Annotated in this window: 18 protein-coding genes and 1 pseudogene; 13 read left to right on the forward strand and 6 right to left on the reverse strand. The window is 63.3% G+C overall.

Going from position 1 to position 19749, the window contains the following annotated elements:
- Positions 1–79: 79 nt before the first annotated feature.
- A complete protein-coding gene (locus tag MESOP_RS29660) occupies positions 80–1093 on the forward strand; it encodes a LacI family DNA-binding transcriptional regulator (protein ID WP_013897041.1) in 1014 nt (337 codons plus the stop codon).
- A 68-nt stretch (positions 1094–1161) separates the two neighbouring features.
- Here MESOP_RS29660 and MESOP_RS29665 read toward each other — a convergent pair whose 3' ends face one another.
- On the reverse strand, positions 1162–2367 hold the full coding sequence (locus MESOP_RS29665) for an ROK family transcriptional regulator (protein WP_013897042.1): 1206 nt from the start codon (positions 2365–2367) through the stop codon (positions 1162–1164).
- Positions 2368–2524: 157 nt separating this feature from the next.
- Here MESOP_RS29665 and MESOP_RS29675 point away from each other — a divergent pair, with 157 nt between their 5' ends.
- The 7 genes from MESOP_RS29675 (at position 2525) to MESOP_RS29705 (ending at position 9499) form a co-directional block, all read left to right on the forward strand.
- Positions 2525–3778: an ABC transporter substrate-binding protein gene (locus MESOP_RS29675; RefSeq protein ID WP_032922915.1), complete on the forward strand. Its 1254-nt coding sequence runs from the start codon at positions 2525–2527 to the stop codon at positions 3776–3778.
- 59 nt (positions 3779–3837) lie between these two features.
- Positions 3838–4773 carry a carbohydrate ABC transporter permease gene (locus MESOP_RS29680; protein ID WP_013897044.1) on the forward strand — a complete coding sequence of 312 codons (936 nt, stop codon included), beginning with the start codon at positions 3838–3840 and terminating at the stop codon, positions 4771–4773.
- On the forward strand, positions 4766–5671 hold the full coding sequence (locus MESOP_RS29685; RefSeq protein WP_013897045.1) for a carbohydrate ABC transporter permease: 906 nt from the start codon (positions 4766–4768) through the stop codon (positions 5669–5671). Before MESOP_RS29680 ends, MESOP_RS29685 begins: the two co-directional genes overlap by 8 nt.
- Positions 5672–5738: 67 nt before the next feature.
- Entirely contained in the window at positions 5739–6845 is a 1107-nt protein-coding gene (locus MESOP_RS29690) for an ABC transporter ATP-binding protein (RefSeq protein WP_013897046.1), read from the forward strand.
- 35 nt (positions 6846–6880) lie between these two features.
- Complete coding sequence (locus tag MESOP_RS29695; RefSeq protein ID WP_013897047.1) at positions 6881–7660, forward strand: SDR family NAD(P)-dependent oxidoreductase; 780 nt, start codon at positions 6881–6883, stop codon at positions 7658–7660.
- A 29-nt stretch (positions 7661–7689) separates the two neighbouring features.
- On the forward strand, positions 7690–8667 hold the full coding sequence (locus MESOP_RS29700) for a sugar phosphate isomerase/epimerase family protein (protein ID WP_013897048.1): 978 nt from the start codon (positions 7690–7692) through the stop codon (positions 8665–8667).
- 19 nt (positions 8668–8686) lie between these two features.
- Positions 8687–9499 (forward strand): SDR family NAD(P)-dependent oxidoreductase, encoded by an 813-nt coding sequence (locus MESOP_RS29705; protein WP_013897049.1) that lies wholly within the window; start codon positions 8687–8689, stop codon positions 9497–9499.
- A 112-nt stretch (positions 9500–9611) separates the two neighbouring features.
- On the opposite strand, the gene MESOP_RS29710 is transcribed toward MESOP_RS29705, so the two are convergent.
- Positions 9612–10520, reverse strand: coding sequence for a LysR family transcriptional regulator (locus MESOP_RS29710; RefSeq protein ID WP_013897050.1), 909 nt, complete (start codon positions 10518–10520; stop codon positions 9612–9614).
- A 276-nt stretch (positions 10521–10796) separates the two neighbouring features.
- Here MESOP_RS29710 and MESOP_RS29715 point away from each other — a divergent pair, with 276 nt between their 5' ends.
- From MESOP_RS29715 to MESOP_RS29730, 4 genes are all read left to right on the forward strand, one after another.
- A complete protein-coding gene (locus tag MESOP_RS29715) occupies positions 10797–11531 on the forward strand; it encodes an SDR family NAD(P)-dependent oxidoreductase (RefSeq protein ID WP_013897051.1) in 735 nt (244 codons plus the stop codon).
- 87 nt (positions 11532–11618) lie between these two features.
- Positions 11619–12218, forward strand: coding sequence for an NADPH-dependent F420 reductase (locus MESOP_RS29720; protein WP_013897052.1), 600 nt, complete (start codon positions 11619–11621; stop codon positions 12216–12218).
- A 3-nt stretch (positions 12219–12221) separates the two neighbouring features.
- Entirely contained in the window at positions 12222–12725 is a 504-nt protein-coding gene (locus MESOP_RS29725; protein ID WP_013897053.1) for an SRPBCC domain-containing protein, read from the forward strand.
- A 161-nt stretch (positions 12726–12886) separates the two neighbouring features.
- Entirely contained in the window at positions 12887–13699 is an 813-nt protein-coding gene (locus MESOP_RS29730) for an SDR family NAD(P)-dependent oxidoreductase (RefSeq protein WP_013897054.1), read from the forward strand.
- A 299-nt stretch (positions 13700–13998) separates the two neighbouring features.
- Here the strand turns inward: MESOP_RS29730 and MESOP_RS29735 are convergent, their stop codons facing one another.
- Together MESOP_RS29735 and MESOP_RS35340 are read right to left on the reverse strand one after the other, a co-directional pair.
- Entirely contained in the window at positions 13999–15495 is a 1497-nt protein-coding gene (locus MESOP_RS29735) for an aldehyde dehydrogenase family protein (protein WP_013897055.1), read from the reverse strand.
- A gap of 72 nt (positions 15496–15567) precedes the next feature.
- Positions 15568–15676 (reverse strand): annotated as a pseudogene (locus MESOP_RS35340) (IS5/IS1182 family transposase); the annotation flags it as partial.
- On the opposite strand from MESOP_RS35340, the gene pqqE reads away from it, so the two are divergent.
- Positions 15674–16585, forward strand: coding sequence for a pyrroloquinoline quinone biosynthesis protein PqqE (gene pqqE / locus MESOP_RS29740; protein WP_245265005.1), 912 nt, complete (start codon positions 15674–15676; stop codon positions 16583–16585). The pseudogene MESOP_RS35340 and the gene pqqE sit on opposite strands and share 3 nt — an antisense overlap.
- Positions 16586–16655: 70 nt before the next feature.
- On the opposite strand, the gene MESOP_RS29745 is transcribed toward pqqE, so the two are convergent.
- Complete coding sequence (locus MESOP_RS29745; RefSeq protein ID WP_013897057.1) at positions 16656–17990, reverse strand: HlyD family type I secretion periplasmic adaptor subunit; 1335 nt, start codon at positions 17988–17990, stop codon at positions 16656–16658.
- A 19-nt stretch (positions 17991–18009) separates the two neighbouring features.
- Positions 18010–19704, reverse strand: coding sequence for a type I secretion system permease/ATPase (locus MESOP_RS29750; RefSeq protein ID WP_013897058.1), 1695 nt, complete (start codon positions 19702–19704; stop codon positions 18010–18012).
- Positions 19705–19749: the final 45 nt, after the last annotated feature.

Here is a 19749-nt window from a genome sequence, read left to right on the forward strand (position 1 = left end):
AGAAAATTCGTGCAAAGAAGCACAAAATGGGCGAAGGATTCGCGTTTAGGTTCAGCTAAACGATTAGCTAAGAGGGCAAATGGCCACTATAAAAGACGTCGCAAGGGCTGCCGGTGTGTCGACGGCGACGGTATCCGCGGTCGTCAACGACACCGCCTACGTGAGTCCGGAATTGCGTGGTCGCGTGCTCGCCGCTGTGCGCGATCTTCGCTATGCGCCTTCCTTGGTGGCGCGGAATTTGCGCAGCGGCCGCAGCCAACTGATCGCGCTTGCCGTGGCGGATCTGGCAAACCCGTTCTATGCCCGCATCGTCACCGCGGCCGAGGCGGCGGTCGCCGCCTGGGGCTACTCGCTTGTGTTGTTCAACAGCGATGAAAAGCCCGACATCGAAAGACGCATTCTTTCGCGCATTCGAACACTGGGGTGCGATGGATCGGTGGTCGTTCCGGTGGGACCCGAAAGCCATTACCAGCGGCGGGATTTCGAGGGCATGCCGGTGGTCCTGCTCGGCCGTTCGATCGGCGACGCCGGCGTCGACACCGTCACCATCGACAATCTGTCGGCCGGCAAGCAGGCGACCAACTACCTGCTGGACCTTGGCCACCGCCATATCGGTTCGATCACCGGGCCCATGCAATTGACGACGGGCAGCGGCCGGCTGCAAGGCATGCTCGAAGCGATGGCGGCGCGCGGGCTTGCCCCGAAAACCGGGCATGTCCGTTCCGGCGAGTTCCGTGAAGACACCGCCTATTCGGTCGCGCGCGATCTGCTCGGACAGCCGGACCGGCCAACCGCCCTCTACGTCGCCAATGGCGTCATGGCCATCGGCGTCATGCGGGCCGTTGCCGATCTCGGGCTGCGCTGCCCCGAGGACGTTTCGATCGCCTCGACCGACACGGTGGCAGGAGCAGGCGGGCTGAAGCCGCGCCTTACCCGTACCGAGCATCCGGTTACCGACATGACCAATGAGGCACTGCGCATGCTGGTCGACCGCATCGAAGGCAAGGGAGCCCAACCTGCCCGCAACGTGGTTTTCCAGCCAGCGCTGGTGGTTGGAGAAAGCTGCTCGCCACTCAAGCTGCCAACGCATTGATCGGAGCCGGAACAATTCCGATGCCGACAGCCAGCGGATTGTCCCCCGCCGATGACTGATCCCGACGATCAGCCGAGCGACAGCTCCTTCGTCTGATGTCTCAGCACAAGGCCAACCGCGCCCAGCAATGCATCGTTCTGGGTGTGCTTGCCAACAGTGATCCGCGTGCGCAGGGCCGGAGCGATATCGCGGGACTTGATGAGCGTGTGGCGTTCATAGGACGCGATCAGCGGCGTCAGCAGAATGTCACCCGCCAAAGCCATGTGGCCGCCGATGATTATGAGCGGCGGATTGAGCACCGATCCGATCAAGCCGAGCCCCCGGCCGGCGATCTCGGCGGTATCCTCGATCATCCGCAAGGCCCTGATGTCGCCCTGCTCGGCCATCGTGATGACATCGTCCATCGTGACTTGCCGCCGCACGATACGCGAAATCTGTTCGAGTGGCCGGGCAAAACTCGCATAGAGTTCCAGGCATCCGCGATTGCCGCATCGGCAAAGATCGCCGCCGGGATCGATGCTGATGTGCCCGAATTCGCCGGCGCCACCGGCGATGCCCGTCACCAGCCGGCCATGCTGGACAATGGCCCCGCCGACGCCCAGGTCGATCTTGAACAGCACGAAATCATCTTGGCCGATGGCCGCACCCCACATCAGCTCCGCAATGGCCGAGCAGTTGCTTTCATTGTCGGCGAAGATCGGCCGCTCCAGGACCGGCCCGAACACATCTCGTATGTTGACGCCGGCCCATGTTGGAACGATGCTCGCGCGCAGCACCACTCCATCGCGGCTGACAGGGCCGGACACGGAAACCCCAACTCCCAGGAGCCCCGCCGCCGGCAGACCGTTTTCCTCGTAAGATTGGGCAATTGCCGATTTGGCCATCTGGGCCGCCTGTTGCGGCTGGTAGTCCAGAGCCATGGGGATAGTTTGTTCGGCAATGACGGAATGCGAGACATCGGCAACGATGAGCCGCATCTCTTGAAGACCCAAGTGAATTCCGACGCAGGTGCCCGCTGTCGGATTGAGCGTCAGGGCCGCAGCTGGCCTGCCGATACTTCTGATCCCATCGCGGCTGGTCGGAGCCTCGATCACCATTCCCGACTTTCTCAAGCCATTGAGCGCGGTTGAGACAGTAGAGCGCGCCAGACCGGTGACGTGTGTGATCTGCGAGGCGGAGAGTACGCCGCGCTCACTCAAGCACCGCACGATCATGCTCTCCGGCGACGCGGACGGCCTGCCGATCAGCCAGGTCCTAAGCGAAGGTTTTGTCATGGATCAACATAAACATCGTTGACTGATAGCGCCAATATGTCATCTTGGAAAGAACTCGAGATTAACACATCTCGCCGACTGCGGCTTCAAACCGCGGCCATAAGCGGTCGATACGAACCGTGCAACACCATATGGGAGTGAAACGATGAAATCCGTCATGACCGCCCTCGCGGCCGCTACTGTGTGCACCTTTTTCGCGGGGGCAGCCTTAGCCGAGCCCAAGACGAACCTGCTACACCAATGGGCGACCGGATCGGACGCCCAGGCGATCGCCAAGCTCGGCGAGATGTTCACTGCCAAGGGCGGCAAATGGGAACAGACGTCGATCGCCGGTCACACGGCCAATACGCTGGCCAAGCTGCGTGCCGACGTGATCGCAGGCAATGCGCCGCCTGCCGTGCAGCTCAAAGGCCCGGAAATCGCCGAGTGGAACAAGACCGGCATGACCGCCGATCTCGACGAACTGGCGGCCTCGGAAGGATGGGAGAAAGTGGTGGCGCCGGAATTGCTTCCGGTGATGAAGCCGACCGGCAAATGGGTCGCGGCTCCCATGAACATCCACCGCATCAACTGGCTCTGGGCCTCGCCGAAGGTCATGCAGGCGGCGGGCGTGGCGGAAATGCCCAAGACCTGGGCCGAGTTCAACGCAGCCTGCGACAAGATCGTCGCCTCAGGTAAGATCTGCATCTCGCATTCGACCGCCGACTGGACGGATTCGACCGTGTTCGAGGTCGTGCTCTATGGCCAGGACATCGACCTCTATCGCAAGGCCTTCGTCGAAGGCGATGTCGAATCCATGCGCAGCCCGGGGATGGTCAAGGCCTTCGAGCAGATGCGCCTGATGACGACCAAGTACATGGATCCAGGCATGGTTGGCCGCGACTGGGATTCGATGTCGGCGCTCGTCGGCAAGGGCGACGCGGCGTTCCACATCATGGGCGACTGGACGATCGGCCTGCTGACCGCCGCCGGCTTCAAGGAAGGCACCGACTATGTCTGCGCCCAGGCGCCGACCGATTGGGGCAAACCCGGCTTCATCCTCAACTCCGACTCGGTCGTGTTCTTCAAGCAGAAGGACCAGGACTACATCGACGGCCAGAAGCTGCTTGCCAGCCTGATCCTGTCGCCCGACTTCCAGACGGTTTTCAACCAGGCAAAAGGCTCGATCCCCGCACGCCTGGATATCGATCTGTCGAAGGGCTTCAATCCGTGCCAGCAGCTCTCGCAGAAGGATCTGCAGGCTTCGATCAAGGACGGCACGCTGGTCCGTTCGATGGCGCACAACATGACCATCCCGCAGAAGATGCGCGGCGCGATCATGGACTCCATTACCGAGTTCGTGGCTACGCCCGACATGTCAGCCGAGGACGGCGCCAATGCGATGGCCGACGCGGCAGAAGCACAAAAGTAGACGGGAACGGCCGGGCGCAATTTCTATCAGCACCCGGCCATCCTAGTCCCGCGCTCCAGATGTCAAATCACGACCTGATCCTATCGGTCCCGGCGCCCGCCCGCCCCTGGCGGCAGCGGCTGGGCTCGGCGATGCCCTTGCTGGTGCTCGGCCCCTCCCTCGTGGCGAGCTTCGTCTACGTCTTCGTGTTCACCGGCTGGACGCTCTACATCTCGCTCTCGAACTCCTCGCTGCTTCCGACCTACGGCTTCGTCGGCCTGGACAACTACGCGTCACTCTGGGCGAACCGGCGCTGGAACATCGCCTACAACAACCTCTTTTTCTTCAGCGGTTTCTACATCGTCGGCTCGATGGCCGTGGGACTGCTGCTGGCGATCCTGATCGACCAGCGGGTGCGAGGCGAAGCGGTCTGGCGGACGATCTTCCTCTATCCGCTGGCCGTCTCCTTCATCGTCACCGGCACGGTCTGGAGTTGGCTCTACAACCCCACCGACGGTATCCAGGCGATGGTGCGCGGATTGGGCTGGACGAATTTCAGTTTCGCACTCGCCAGCGATCGGCACTACGCGATCTACGCGGTGATCATCACCGGTGTCTGGCAATCCTCGGGCTTTGCCATGGCGCTGTTCCTGGCTGGTCTGCGCTCGGTGGATTCGGACCTCGTCAAGGCCGCGCAGATCGACGGCGCATCGACCTTCCGCATCTATCGCAAAGTGCTTCTGCCGACGATTGCGCCGATCTTCCTGGCGGTCGCCGTCATCCAGATCCAGTTCGCCATCAAGACCTTCGACCTCGTGGCTGCGCTGACGAAAGGCGGTCCGGGAATATCGACCACCTTCCCCGCCATCTACGTCTATGACCTGATGTTCCAACGCGGCCAGATCGGCGAAGGTGCGGCGGCGGCCATCATGATGCTTGCCGCTCTTGCCGTCGTGCTGGTGCCCTATTCGTTCTGGGTGGTTTGGCGCCGGCGCAAGGAAGCCGGCCATGGCTGACGCAGCGCTGGACCAGTCGCACGATCATCGCGCTGCCGCAGTCGCGACGCGCAGGCATTTCCTCACCCGCTTCGTCATCTATGGGCTGCTGGTTGTCTTCGCGGCGATCTACCTGGTCCCGTTGCTGGTCGTGGTGCTGAATTCATTCCGCGATCAGCAAGAGATCGCGCGCAACGGGCTGATCTCGCTGCCACGCAGCTTCCGCCTCGAAGCCTGGGGCGAGGCCTGGAGCACCTATTGCATCGGCGGCACCTGCGAAGGCATGCAGCGCAACTTCTACAACTCCCTGAAAATGACGATCCCGGCGACGATCATCTCGACGGCGGTCGGCGCGATGAACGGTTACATCTTGTCGAAATGGCGCTTCAAGGGTTCGGAAGCACTGTTCACCTGCATGTTGCTCGGCGTCTTCATACCAGGCCAGATTTCGTTGATGCCCTGGGCGTTCATCCTCGGCAATCTGGGCCTCAGCAATTCGACCTACGGGCTCATCGTCATCCACGTCATCCAGGGCATTTCGTTCACCACCCTGTTCTGCCGCAACTACTACGTCAGCATCCCCGACGATCTCATCAAGGCGGCGCGCATCGATGGCGCAGGCTTCTGGCGCATCTTCCGCAAGATCATTCTCCCGCTCTCCTCACCGATCCTGATCGTCACGGTGATCTGGCAGTTCACCGGCATCTGGAACGAATATCTGTTCGGTGTCGTCTTCACCTCCGGGCAGCAACAGCCGATCACGGCCGCGCTCGTCGCGCTGACGGCAAGCGGCACGAATGTACGCGCCTACGATGTCATGAGCGCCGCCGTACTGATCGGCGCGCTGCCGCCGCTGCTGATCTATCTCTTCGGCGGCAAGTATTTCGTCCGCGGCCTGACCCAGGGTGCGATCAAATGAGGCGCGATCAAATGAGCGGAGCCTGTCTCATGTCGCCGATCGCGCGGACCGGCAAGAAGGGCATCGCATGTCGACATTGACCATCCGATCCCTGCGCAAGAACTTCGGCGCGGTCGAGGTGCTGAAGGGCATCGATCTCGAGGCGCAGAACGGCGAGTTCATCGCGCTGGTCGGACCATCCGGATGCGGCAAGTCCACCCTGCTCGCGATGATCGCCGGGCTGGAAACCGTAACCTCCGGCGAGATCCGCATCGACGGCCGGCTGGTCAATTCGGTTGCGCCGAAGGACCGCGACATCGCCATGGTGTTCCAGTCCTACGCGCTTTACCCGACGATGACGGTGCGCGAGAACATCACGTTCGGCATGGAAAGCCGCCGCGTGCCGAAGCCGCAGCAGGACGAGGCCGTCAAGCGGGTTGCCGCTTTCCTGCAGATCGAACCGCTGCTTGGGCGCAAGCCCGGACAGCTTTCGGGCGGCCAGCGCCAGCGCGTCGCGATGGGCCGGGCGCTGGTGCGTGATCCGAAACTGTTCCTGTTCGACGAGCCGCTCTCCAATCTCGACGCCAAGCTGCGCGTCGACATGCGTACCGAAATCAAGAAACTGCATCACCGCGTCGGTAAGACGACGGTCTATGTCACCCACGATCAGGTCGAGGCGATGACACTCGCCTCGCGCATCGCCGTGATGCATCAGGGCGAGGTCCAGCAATTCGATGAGCCGGCCACGATCTACAACCGTCCGGCGAACATGTTCGTCGCGGGCTTCATGGGATCGCCGGCGATGAACTTCCTGCCGGCCGAACTGAGCCAGGAAGGCGGTCGCCCCACCGTTGCCTTGCAGACCGCCGACGGCAAGACGGCCAGCCTGTCGATCGTCCAGACACTTGCCGCCGATACGCCGCGACAGGTCGTGCTCGGCATCCGGCCGGAGCACATCTACCGGTTCGATCCCGATCTTCAGCGTCGCAAGCCAGGCATCGCGCAAATCGATGCCGTGGTCGAACTGGTCGAGCCGACAGGTGCGGAGACCATGGCCGTTCTGCGCCTGGGCGGCAAGGAGATCACCGGTCGTTTCGACCCCGACAGCACGCCACGGATGGGTGAGACGGTGACGCTCGGTATCGACATGGCGCGGGCCTGCTTGTTCGACCCGACGACCCAACGCCTGATCTGACCCCAACGCCTGATCTGACCAACGCCTGATCTGAAATGAGCTCCGCATTGTCCTTTGCCATCTATCCGAGCCTGGCCGACCGCGTCGTGCTGATCACCGGCGGCGCGTCAGGCATCGGCGCCGACACGGTCCGCGCCTTCGCCGCCAATGGTGCGCGCGTCGCGTTTCTCGATCTGCAGCAGGAGGCCGGCGAGGACCTCGCGCGGGAACTCGCCGCCACGGCACCGCACGCACCACTATTCTTGCGCTGCGACGTGACCGATATTCCCGCTCTCCAGGCTGCGATCGGCACGGTGCGCGACCACCTCGGATCTGTCGCGGTGCTGGTCAACAACGCCGCCAACGACAATCGCCACCCAGTCGCCGACGTGACGCAGGAGTATTGGGACCACGCCCAGGACGTGAACCTCAGGCACCACTTCTTTGCCGCCCAAGCCGTGCATCCGCATATGAAGGAGTTGGGCTTTGGTTCGATCGTCAATTTTTCCTCGATCGCCTGGCGTTTCGGCGCGGCGGAGATGGCGCCCTATGCGACGGCCAAGGCTGCGGTGGTCGGGTTGACGTTCGCGCTGGCGCGGGCATTTGGCCCCGACAACATCCGCGTCAACGCCATCGAGCCGGGTGCCGTCATCACCGACCGGCAACGGCAGCTTTGGTTCAGGACGCAGGCATCGGTCGACCAGGTCGTGCAGCGGCAGATGATCCGCCGCGTTCTGCTCGGCGAAGAGGTCGCGCGCGCGGTGCTGTTCCTTGCCGCCGACGACAGCCGCATGATCACCAAGCAGTCGATCACCGTGGATGCCGGCCTGCGATGACCGCAAAACCCGAATCAAAGGATCGCTCCATGCTCGAGGTCGGCCTGAACCCCTATGGCCTGACCTATCATCTCGGGCTCCAGGCCCGCGGCACGCCACGCGCCAATCCCAAGCCGGCGGGGCTGGAAGGTTTCATCGCGCTCGCGACCGAACTCGGCGCGCGGGTGCTGGAGATCTGGGTGCCATGGCTGGCGGAGCTTTCCGATGACGCGGTGATCGCGCTGCGCGAAAGGCTCGCCGGCCTTGGGATCACACCGATCGTTAGCGGCGGCCTGCTGGTGGGCGAACCGCTCGACGCGGCATTTCGGGCCGCACGCCTGCTGAGGGCCAAGATCATCCGAACGGCGCTGACGCCGGTTCTCTGCGGCGACCGCAACGCCGCTGGCGAGAAATGGAGCGAGTTCGCTGGCATCATTCGAGACAGATTGACGGAATGGGGTCCGCGCGCCAGCGCCGAAGGCCATGTCCTTGCGATCGAAAACCACCAGGACTTCACCAGCGGGGAAATCGTCGATTTCTGCGCGCTCGGCGGCGAAGGCGTCGGTGTCACCTTCGACACCGGCAACACATTCCCGGTCGGCGAAGCGCCGCTCGATTTTGCGCGGCGGATCGCTCCTTATGTCCGCCATGTCCACCTCAAGGACTACCGCGTACAGTTCACGACCGAAGGCTACCGGCTGATCCGTTGCGCCATCGGCGATGGCGCGGTGCCGTTTGCCGAAATGTTCGCAATTCTCGGCCAACACCACGATCGCATGACCGCCGTTCTCGAACCGGGGGCATTGGAGGCGCGGCATGTCCGCTTTCTGCGCGACGACTGGTGGCACGGCTATCCGCCGAAGACGGCACGGGAATTTGCCGCCTGCCTGCGGGCAGCGCAGCGCAATCGGCTACCCGATGATGCCGACTACCGTACCCCCTGGGAACGCGAAGACGACGGTTCCCTGGTTTCCTATGAGCTCGACATGATCCGGCGCAGCGCCGCCAACATGCGCAACCTGGTTTGACGAAAGTGGAGAATATCTGATGACGACACGCGAACTCGATGGATTGACCGCCTTCGTAACCGGCTCCGGCCGTGGCCTCGGTCGCGTGATGGCCGAACGTCTGGCGGAATTGGGCGCCAATGTCGCGATCCATGACATGGACGAAACGGCACCGGCCAAATACGGCGAGTTCGCCAATCTCGGCGAGGTAGTCGAGCGCCTGAAGCGGCATGGGACGAAGGTCACGTCGGTGACCGGCAACATTGGCGACCAGAAGGCGGTGGCCGAGATGAAGCGCAAGATCGAGGCCGATCTCGGCGACGTCCATGTGCTGGTCAATTGCGCCGGCGGCGACATCGGCGCCAAGGGCGGCAAGCCGAACCCGAATAACGCCCTCGACATTGAACTGGACGACATCCGCGTGCTGACCGAGAACAATCTGATCGGCACGATGCTGGTCTGCCAGGCCTTCGTGCCCCCCATGAAGCAGCGCGGCGGCGGCTCCGTCATCAACATCGCGTCGGCGGCGGCACATCTCGGCTGCTCGCCCGAGGTCGTCTACTCGACGTTGAAGGCGGCGGTCGTGCATTACACGCGCTGCCTTGCCAAGGAACTGATCGACGATGGCGTCCGCATCAATGCGGTCAGCCCCGGCGCCACCAAGACGGCACGGTTCCAGGCGACCCGTGTGGTCGATCCGGAGCGCATGGATTCGAGCAGGAAATCGCTGAACCGGTATGCGGAGCCGGAAGAGATCGCTGAGGCGGTGGCTTTTCTCGCCGGTCCGCGCGCGCGCTTCATCAACGGCCAGGTCATCCGCGTCGATGGCGGTTTCACTATCTTTCCAGGTTGAATGGGCTTTCAAGCTGAATGGGCTTTCCAGGGTTGGGTTGGCTTTCCAGGTTGAATCGGCTGCCGACTGACCTGAACCCCATCGAGCGCCCACTAAATGGTGGTGCTCAACGTCACCTGCGAGAGTCTGCTTCAGGTATGGACAGCCCCGCGAGAAGCGGAGCGTACGCGGCGAGCCTGCCGGACACGAACTCCGTGAAGAGCCGCACGCGCTTCGTCTTGCGTGTCTCACCCTGGGTGAGAAGCCAGAGCGTTCCGTACAAATGCAGCTCGGTGCCCGGCACCCTCACCAGGAGGAGGTCGGCATCTCCGACGAAGCACGGCAGTGTCGTGATCCCGAGCCCTTGCCGTACAGCAACGATCTGCGCTGCGGCGTCCGTGGTCCTGAATGGAACCCCCGTCGTGCGAAGCTCACCCTCGCTGGCCCATTCCGGAATTCCATGAATGCTTATGACGATCCACCGGATGGGATCAGAGGCGCCCGCACGCCATGCGGCTAGTCGATCGCGAGACATGTAGACGGCCCCGAACAGCTCCGGGCCCTTCAGGCCGTGAAGGTTGAGCGGCAGGGTTTTTCGGTCGTAGACGACGCGGATCGCCACGTCGGCCTCTCGGTTGGTCAGATTTGCCAGCTCGCCGGACGACAAGACGTCCATCTCGATGTCCGGATGCAGACGCGCGAACTCGGCGAAATCCGGCATGAGCAGGTGTGTCGCGAGGGTCGGAGCCAATGTCACCCGCAGCAGCCCGCGCACGCTCTGATCGCGCCCGAAGACGCGTGTCTCCAACTGGTGCGACGACGCTTCCATCTGGTTCGCGAGCTCGAGCACCTCCTCGCCCGCAGCCGTCAGGCGGTAGCCCGAAGGCAGCTTTTCGAACATCCGCGCCCCGAGGCGTTCCTCGAGCTGTGCAACGCGCCGCAGCACGGTCGAGTGGTTCACACCGAGGCGCTCGCCGGCAGCCCGCACCGAGCCTCCGCGCGCCACGGCCAGAAAATAGCGAACGTCATCCCAGTCGATCATGGTGCGATCCCGCACCGCGCGGTGCGCCTTCCAAAGCCCGTATCCAACGCAGTCGTACAGCAGTGTGGGCGCTCATCATAGCTTGTGTCGACGAGCGCGGCGCAATTCCGAACGGCGGACACCGGTCGTCGCGACTGGCGGCGGTCGTCCGACCGGATCGATTTTGCACCACCGATGTGCGCACTTCCGCACTCAAAGCCTGACCCCTGCAGGCCTATTTCCAGGCTCTCGGGGTTCTTCCCGAACGATCAAAGGCAGAGCCTGGAAGGAAAAGTCATGGGAAAGCTAAACGGTAAGGTTGCAGTCATCACGGGTGGCGCTACCGGCATCGGCCGCGCCGCGGCAAAGCGCTTCATCGAAGAGGGCGCCTTCGTCTTCATCTTCGGCCGCCGGCAGGAAACGCTCGACGCGGCTCTGGCCGAGCTCGGGCCCAATGCCCGCGCGGTGACGGGCTCGGTCTCGGATGAGGCCGACCTCGACCGACTCTACGCGACGGTGAAGGCCGAGCGCGGAACCCTCGACATCGTCTTCGCCAATGCCGGGGCGGGAAGCCAGCTTGCGCTCGGCAAGATCACCGCCGAGCACATCGACGAAACCTTCGACACCAATGTGAAGGGTACGATCTTCACTGTCCAGAAGGCGCTGCCGCTGATGGGCCAGGGCGGTTCGATAATCCTGACCGGATCGAGCGCCGGCACCACGGGCGCCCCAGCAATGAGCGCCTACAGCGCGAGCAAGGCGGCGGTGCGCAACCTCGCCCGGACCTGGGCGGAGGATCTGAAGGGCACCGGCATACGGGTCAACGTGCTGTCGCCCGGCGCGACAGCAACCGAGCTCGCGAAGGAAGCGCTCGGCGAGGAGGGCCAGAAGGTCTTCGCCGCGATGACGCCGCTCCAGCGCATGGCCGATCCGGCGGAGATCGGGGCTGTCGCCGCCTTTCTCGCGTCGTCGGACAGCAGCTTCATGACCGCCAGCGAGGTCGCCGTCGACGGCGGCCTTGCGCAACTCTGACGCGCCACGCCCGGCCCGTCACTCCATTCAACTAACCAGCGCCGTTGAGGGCTGGGAATCGACATCAACACGGAACGGAGAAATATTATGAGCTATGCGATTGTAGGATTCGGTAAGATAGGCCAGGCCCTCGCCCACGCCTTCGCCCGTAAAAACATCGAGGTGGCCGTCGCGAGCCGCCGTCCGCCCGAGGCGTTGGCGGCACAGGCCCGGGCGATCGGACCCACGGTCGTCGCCAAGTCGCTGCGGGACGCACTCGAGGCCGACACAATCATCCTGGCGGTCCCGTTCGGGGAGCATCGCGAGGTCGCGAAGGCCCTGCCGAGCTGGGAAGGCAAGACGGTCATCGACGCGACGAACGCGTTTCCTGTCCCTGAAGAGCTGGACGGTCTCCCGTCCTCCGCCTTCGTCGCGAAGGCGTTCACCGGCGCCAAGCTCGTCAAAGGGTTCAATCACCTGATTGCGGCCACCCTGGCTGCCGATCCGATCGTCGAGGGCGGGCACCGTGTCGTCTTTCTGTCTGCTGACGATGAGGACGCGATCGCTCCCGTGGCGGCCTTGGCCAAACAACTCGGGTTCGCACCCGTCAAGCTGGGAAAGCTCAACGAGGGTGGCGCGCTGGTGCACGCACGCGGCCGCACTTGGGGCCAGCTCATCTTCCAGGACCTGTTCAAGAAGGAACAGTGACCGATGTATGACCACGTGATTTGGCCCGAGCGATATGATCCGAAAATGTCGGCTATCTACGCACTCAACGACATTGACGTGAAGGCGCCGCCTGAAGTGGTCTGGAAGCTGCTGGTCGATGCCGAGAATTGGTCGAGCTACTTTCCCGCCGAGGATCAGGTCAAGATCCTGGGCGGCAAGCCGGAACTGGCGCTTGAAACCAGATACGTCCGGGTGACGGTTGGCTTTCCGATGAGTCTGGTCGTGACGGAGTGCGAACCCTTCCGCAGGCTGGCATGGGCGACAACAGTCGATGGCGACGTTACCGGATCGAGCGCGTACCACGGCTGGGTCATCACTCCTACAGCCGATGGCTGCCACGTGCTGACGGAAGAAACGCAGCAGGGCCCCTGGTTCCTTGAGGAACTCGGGCGCAAGCATCCCGGTGCACTCTACCGTTATCACCAGGAATGGGTTGAAGGCCTCGCCCGCGCTGCGGAGGCGGAAGTCGCGAACAAGGCGGATTGACGTGCTGTCCTGAGGTCTCGCTGCGTCGCCTGAGCCGCGATACTTTCGACCGAACAATGCTGGGCCCGCCTTCGTCCAAATATTGTCGGTATTCAACTGGCGACGGGCGGTTCTAGCCTGGATCGGCGGATGATCACCACCTACCATTGGAGACGAATGATATGAATATTGAACTCAAGGGCCGCAAGGCGATTGTCACCGGATCGACCGCAGGTATCGGCCGCGCGACGGCGGAGGGGCTGGCCCGTGCCGGCGCATCGGTCGTCGTCAACGGCCGTGGGAATAGCCGGGTCGACGAGGCGGTGCGGCAGATGCGGCAGGCCTTTCCCGGAAGCGACATCTCGGGCATCGCCGCCGATCTTGCGACAGCGGAGGGTGCCGAGGCCTTGATCGCGCAGGCGCCGGACGCCGATATCCTTGTGAACAACGTTGGTACGGCTCATATCCGGGGCTACAATGGCGTCGAGGACATCGCGAAGATCCCCGACGAGGACTGGCTCGACCTCTTCCAGTTGAACGTGATGAGTGGCGTGCGCGTGACCCGTCATTACCTGCCGCGGATGGTGGCGAAAGGCTGGGGCCGTGTCGTGTTTGTAAGTAGCGAGTCCGCGGTCAACATCCCCAAGGAAATGCTTGACTACGGCATGACCAAGACAGCTCAACTCGCGATCTCGCGCGGGCTTGCCGAGGCGGTCGCGGGCACGGGCGTCACCGTCAACGCCGTCTTGCCGGGTCCTACCCGCTCCGAGATCCTGGGCGACTTCATGGCGAAGCAGGCTGACGCAAACGGGATCACGCAGCAGGAAGCCGAGCAGGGCTTCCTGAAGGCGATGCGCCCAACCACCCTCATCCAACGCTTCGCGACCACCGATGAGGTGGCCAACATGATCACCTATGCATGCTCGGAGCAGGCTTCGGCGACAACCGGCGCGGCTTTACGGGTGGATGGCGGCGTGGTCCGTTTCGTCGCGTAGCTGCCGAGAAGATTATGGGTCAATGGCGCCGACCAGCGGATGGTCGACGCCATTGGGTGAGCCTCCGTTGAGTTTTCCTGCCCAGTGTCTTCAGGCCGACCCGGTGTCTTCAGGCCGAATACTGGCCGTGATCTTCACCTGTTTCTCGACATACCCTGCAATAGAGCAATTCCAGGAAAAGTGTGATACGGTTTTCCGTCCGGAATTGTGTAAAAACAAAGGGATAGAGCGGTTCGCCGTTTCCGTGAAACGGTGAATTGCTCGTACGGAAAACCGCTCATACTTTTCCTGGGATTGCTCTAATCCGTCTGGATCCAGATCGCCTTTGTCTCCAGATACTCATGCAGATGCTCGACGCCGCCCTCGCGGCCATAGCCCGACATCTTCATGCCGCCGAACGGCACCGCCGGGTCGATGGCATGGTACATGTTGACCCAGACCGAGCCGGCCTTGACGCGGCGCGCGAGCTTGTGCGCGGTGCCGAGATGGGTGGTGAAGATGCCGGCCGCCAGACCGTAAGGCGTTGCGTTGGCGCGCGTGACGGCCTCATCCAGCGTGTCGAAAGGCATCGCCGAGATGACCGGACCGAAAATCTCTTCCCGCGCGATGGTCATGTTGTCCGATACCGAACCGAAGACGGTTGGCGCGATGAAGTTGCCGCCATCGAAAAGCGCGCCCGTCAGCCGCGAGCCGCCGGCGACCAGTTCGGCGCCCTCGTCGCTGCCGGCCTTGATGTAGCCCTCGACCTTGCCGGCCTGCCTTGCGTTGATCAGCGGCCCGATCTCCGTCTCCGCCTCAATGCCGTGGCCGACGCGCAGCCTGCCGGCAAATTCGGCGACCCGGCGCACGAACTCGTCATGGATCTCGCGCGCCACGAATAGCCGCGAGCCGGCAATGCAGATCTGACCCGAATGAACGAACACCGCCATCGCCGCGACCGGGACAGCCTTGTCGATATCGGCGTCGCGGCAGACGATGATCGGTGACTTGCCGCCGAGCTCGAGCGAAACGCGCTTGAGGTTGGCGACACCGGCGCGGGCGATCGCCTGGCCGATCAGCGTCGAGCCGGTGAAGACGATCTTGTTGACATCGGGATGTTCGGCGAGCCGCGCGCCGGCCTCGGCTCCCGTGCCGGTGACGATGTTGACGACGCCGTCGGGCACGCCGGCTTCCTGCATAAGCCGCGCGATCAGCAGCGGCGTCAGCGACGCATCCTCCGACGGTTTCAGCACGATGGTGCAGCCGGTGGCGAGCGCTGGTGCGATCTTCCAGATCGACGCGGCGGTCGGAGCGTTCCAGGGAATGATCGCGCCGACGACGCCCACCGGTTCTCGCCGGGTGAAAGTGACGATCTCGCCGGGAATGGAATTGTCGATCGCCTCGCCATGCAGCGCGGTGGCCATGCCGGCATAGAAGCGCAGCATGCCGATGACGCGGCGCCGATTGGCGAGCGTGCGCGTGATCGGCAGTCCCATGTCGAGCGTGTCGGAAACACTGAGCTCTTCCCAATGCATCTCGAAGAGATCGGCGATGCGCAAAAGCACGCACTGCCGCTCATAGGGCGAGAATGTCGACCACGGCCCTTCGAACGCCATGCGCGCGGCAGCCACAGCCGCGTCGACATCGGCGGCCGAGCCGCGCGGCACCGTCGCCAGCACCGCGCCGGTCGCCGGATTCAGCGCCTGCATCTCCTGACCGGACTGCGCCGCCACCCACTTGCCGCCAATGAACATCGGCCGGAATTCGCCATGGTAGAGCGTCGCGGCCTTCGCCCTCGGGTCGAAGTTCAGCGTCATCTTTCCTCCTCGCAATTCCGACGCGACTATTACTCCCGGCGCGGCCGAGCTCAAACAAGGAAAGCTAAAAGATGGCTTGCCCTTGGCGTTCACAATAGCGTGGATCTTAGTTGTCAGTCCGCCTCGGGAGCGACTGAGACAACGATCTCGATCCCCTTTTTGCCGTCGCACCCTGCTGGTGGACGAGCAACTGATCGCCGGGCTGTCGGCGCGCGGTGTCTATACCAACCTCATCACCGCTGGCATCGGCATTGCCGAAGGCCGCATCGAGGCCTTTGCCGAAGCCGGGCTCGACCACGTGCAGCTGAGCTTTCAGGGTGTCCGGCCGGCGACCACCGACCTTATCGGCAACCACCGGGGCAGCCATGAAAAGAAGCTGGAGACGGCACGCCGCGCCAGCGCGGCCGGCCTGCCGCTCACAATCAACGCGCCGATCCATCGTCACAACATCGAGGAAGTGCCGGAATTCATCGATATGGCCCTTTCATTGGGCGCGGAGCGGCTCGAGATCGCCAACGTGCAGTATGCCGGCTGGGCGCTGGCCAATCGCAATGTGCTGATGCCCGAACGTGCCGCGGTCGACCGACAGGCGGAGATCGTCACCGCGGCGCAGGAGCGGCTTGCCGGCGTCATCAACATCGATTTCGTCCCGCCGGACTATTTCGCTATCTATCCCAAGCCATGCATGGGCGGCTGGGCGCGCGACGCCTTCATGGTGGCGCCGGACGGCACCGTGCTGCCTTGCCATGCCGCACAGACGATTCCTTCGCTTAGCTTCGAGCGCTTCGGAGAGCGCACACTTGCCGAAATCTGGACCGATTCACCGGCATTCAATGCCTTCCGCGGCGCCGAATGGATGCAGGAGCCGTGCCGAGGCTGCGAGCGGCGCGAGATCGATTGGGGCGGCTGCAGGTGTCAAGCGATGGCGATTGCCGGTGACGCCGCGGCTACGGATCCGGCGTGCATCAAGTCGCCGATCCACGCTCGCATGGCTATGCTCATCGACGAAACGCGGCCCGCCGCGGCAGATACTGCGGCGGACGAAGCCTTCATCTATCGCCGGATAGGCGTTGTGGCCGAGCCCGCCTGACTGTCTGGCAGACCCTTCCTGGCGAGCGACAGCGGAGTCTTCTGCTCACCGCGATCCTTTGCTCAATCCGTCATTTCTGGCGAAAGGCGGAGTGGAACGACACGACCAACGGGCCTAGTACGTAGTCGAGCGCGGTGCGTTCCTCGGTGACGATCATGACCGCTGCCGGCATGCCCGGATAGAGCGCAATCTGTGGAGCCGCCGCCAACTCCCCCGGATCGACCGCCACGTCAGCCAGATAGTAGGGAAACCCGGTCTTGCTGTCGGTAATGCGATCCGCCGAAATGCGGGTGACCCGGCCATGAATTATGGGTATCGAGCGCTGCTTGTAGGATGTGAAACGAACTTCGGCGGCCATATCGGGTCGCAGGTTCGATATGTCCTCGACGCGAATCTGCGCCTGGACGATCAGCGAGTTTTCAGTCGGCACGATGTCGAGGATGGTCTGGCCTGGGGCAACGATGGCGCCGATCGAGAAGACGCTGAGATCCATCACCTGGCCATCATAGGGCGCACGCACTTCGGCCCGATCCATGGCGGCCTGGGCGGCAAACATCTTGGGCACGAGGTCGGCAAGGTTCGATTGCGTATCGATCAGCATGGCCGACAGCTTGGCCCGACGCTCATTGGTCAATTGCGCGATTTGGCTCTCGAGTTCGGCTTTGCTTTGCCGACTGCCGCCGATTGCGCCGAGGTTCTCGTCGATCAGGCCCTGCAGATCCGAGGCGGACCTTTCCAGTTCCAGGATGCGCGGGCGGGTCGTCAATCCGGCCTTGAGCAGCTTTGACAGGCTGGCCTTCTCGTCGACCGTCGATTGCAGCTGGGCCTGGTAGGATTCGACCCGAGACTGCTTGCCCTGGATCTGCTCCTCGAGCTCGGCAATCCGCCGCTCGAGGATCTGTTTGGCGCCGGCCATCGAGGCCCGCTGGCTTTCCAGGTCGGCGATCTGGTTTGCCATCGCATCCCTGAGGTAGTCCTCGTGCTCTTTGAGAATGTCCTTGGGAAAGGCAACGGCCTCGCTGCCGTCCAGTTCGGCCCGAATCCTGGCATCGGTAGCGCGCAACAGTGCATATTGCTGGGCATAGAGATTGAATTCGGACCGGATCCTGGTGTCGTCCAGCTTCAGCATTATGTCGCCCTTCCTGACGACATCGCCATCCTTGACGCGGATTTCCTTCACCGTTCCGCCGTCGAAGTGCTGCACGCTCTTTCGATTGCCTTCCACCTTGACGATGGCGTCGGCAAGTACGGCGCCGTTCAGCGGGGCAAAGGCCGCCCAGCCGCCGAAGATGCCGAAGAAGGCAATGATGATCAGCAGGCCGAGATAGGCTGGCACCCGGATCGAATCCGGGGCCAGCATGCCGGTGTCGCCAGGCAGGCTCCGGTAGGTAAGGGCGTCGCTCATCGCTCTCTCCAAACACGGCTCATTGCGTCGCCACCGCCATTGGAGCCGCGCGCTGGTTGAGCAGCGCCACGATCTCGTTTCTCATGCCGAAAGCCTCGACGGCGCCATCGCGCAACAGAAGGATCTTGTCGACATTCGCCAAGGTGGAGGGCCGGTGCGAGACGATGATCACCGTGCTGCCGCGGCGCTTCAGCTCAATCGCGCAGTCGCTCAGGGCCCGGTCGCCATCGGCGTCGAGATTGGAGCTCGGCTCGTCGAGAATGATCAAGTTCGGCGTTCCGAACACCGCCCGGGCAAGAGCGATCCGTTGCCGGTATCCTCCCGAAAGCACCGCGCCGCCCTCGCCGATCTGGGTCTCGTAGCCCTGCGGCAGTCGAATGATCATCTCGTGCACGCCGGCGAGCCGCGCGGCCTCGATCACCTCCTGGTCGACATTGGTCTTGAAGCGGCCGATGTTGGCGGCAACCGTATCGGAGAAGAGCTCGATATCCTGCGGCAGGTAGCCGATGTGGTCGCCTAGCGCGTCGTGCCCCCATTGCGACAGGTCGGCGCCGTCCAGCCTGATGGTGCCGCGGCTGGGTTGCATGACGCCGGCAAGGTGACGTGCCAAGGTCGACTTGCCGGCGCCGGAAGGGCCGACGATCCCCAGCGTCTCGCCTGCTTCCAGCCGGAACGATACGTCCCGGAGAAGCACCTTCTGCTGGCTGGCAATTGCAAAGCTGACCTGCTCGACCGAAATCTTGCCGCTGGGCTTTGGCAGGTTGAACGATCTTTCGTTCCGCGCGCCCCCGTCGACCAGCTTCTCGACCCTTGCCAGTGCCGCCCGCGCCAGGATCAGGCTGCGCCAAAGGCCGACGATCTGCTCGACTGGCTGTAGCCCCCTGCCGAGCAGGAGACTTGCCGCGAACATGGTGCCGCCGGTAATCTGCCGCTCGATGACCAGATAGGCGCCGAGACCGAGGATCAGCGACTGCATGGTGAGCCGCAGGAAACGGATCAGGCCCGACATCAGGGCGGCACGGTCGCTTGCCTCCGCCTGGCGCCGCAGCGCCAGGTTGCGGTCGCGCCCCCAGCGGCGGATGAGACCGTCGATCATCCCCATGGCGCGGACGACTTCGGCGTTCCTGAGGCTCATCTCGGTAAAGTTATAGTTGGTCGTCGCCAGATCGTTGGCCTGCTTCAGTGGCGAACGCACGAGATACTCGTTGAGCACGGCCATGCCGATCAGAAGCAGCGAGCAGCCGAGTGCGAAGAAGCCGAGCCACGGATGCAGCAGGAAAATGATACCGATGTAGATGGGTGACCATGGCAGGTCGAACAGGGCATGGATGCCGCTGCCGGTGATCACCTGCCTGAACGTGTCGAAATCGCGGATGGGCTGGCTCGGCGAGGAGCCGGGCGATGGGGTTTCGACCGACGCGGCGAGGATCCTTGCCGAGAGCAACCGGTCGAGCCGCGCACTGGCACGCGTCAGGATCCAGGCGCGTACCAGGTCGAGGCCGGCCAGCGAAAGAAAGGCCGCCAGCAACACCAGGGTCAGCATCACCAGCGTGGTTTCGCTGCCGCTGGTGACGACCCGGTCGTAGATCTGCAGCATGTAGAGGGGGGAAGCGAGATAGAGCAGATTGATCGCCAGGCTGAATGCCGCAGCGACCAAGAAATAGCGGCGGCATGCCCGAAGCGCATCCTTCACAATTCGAGACTTGCTGTCCACGTCCAGAACCCCACTCGATACTTGTCAGGCCAGGTAGGCCGCCGC

This window comes from Mesorhizobium opportunistum WSM2075, from assembly GCF_000176035.2.
Taxonomy (GTDB): Bacteria; Pseudomonadota; Alphaproteobacteria; order Rhizobiales; family Rhizobiaceae; genus Mesorhizobium; species Mesorhizobium opportunistum.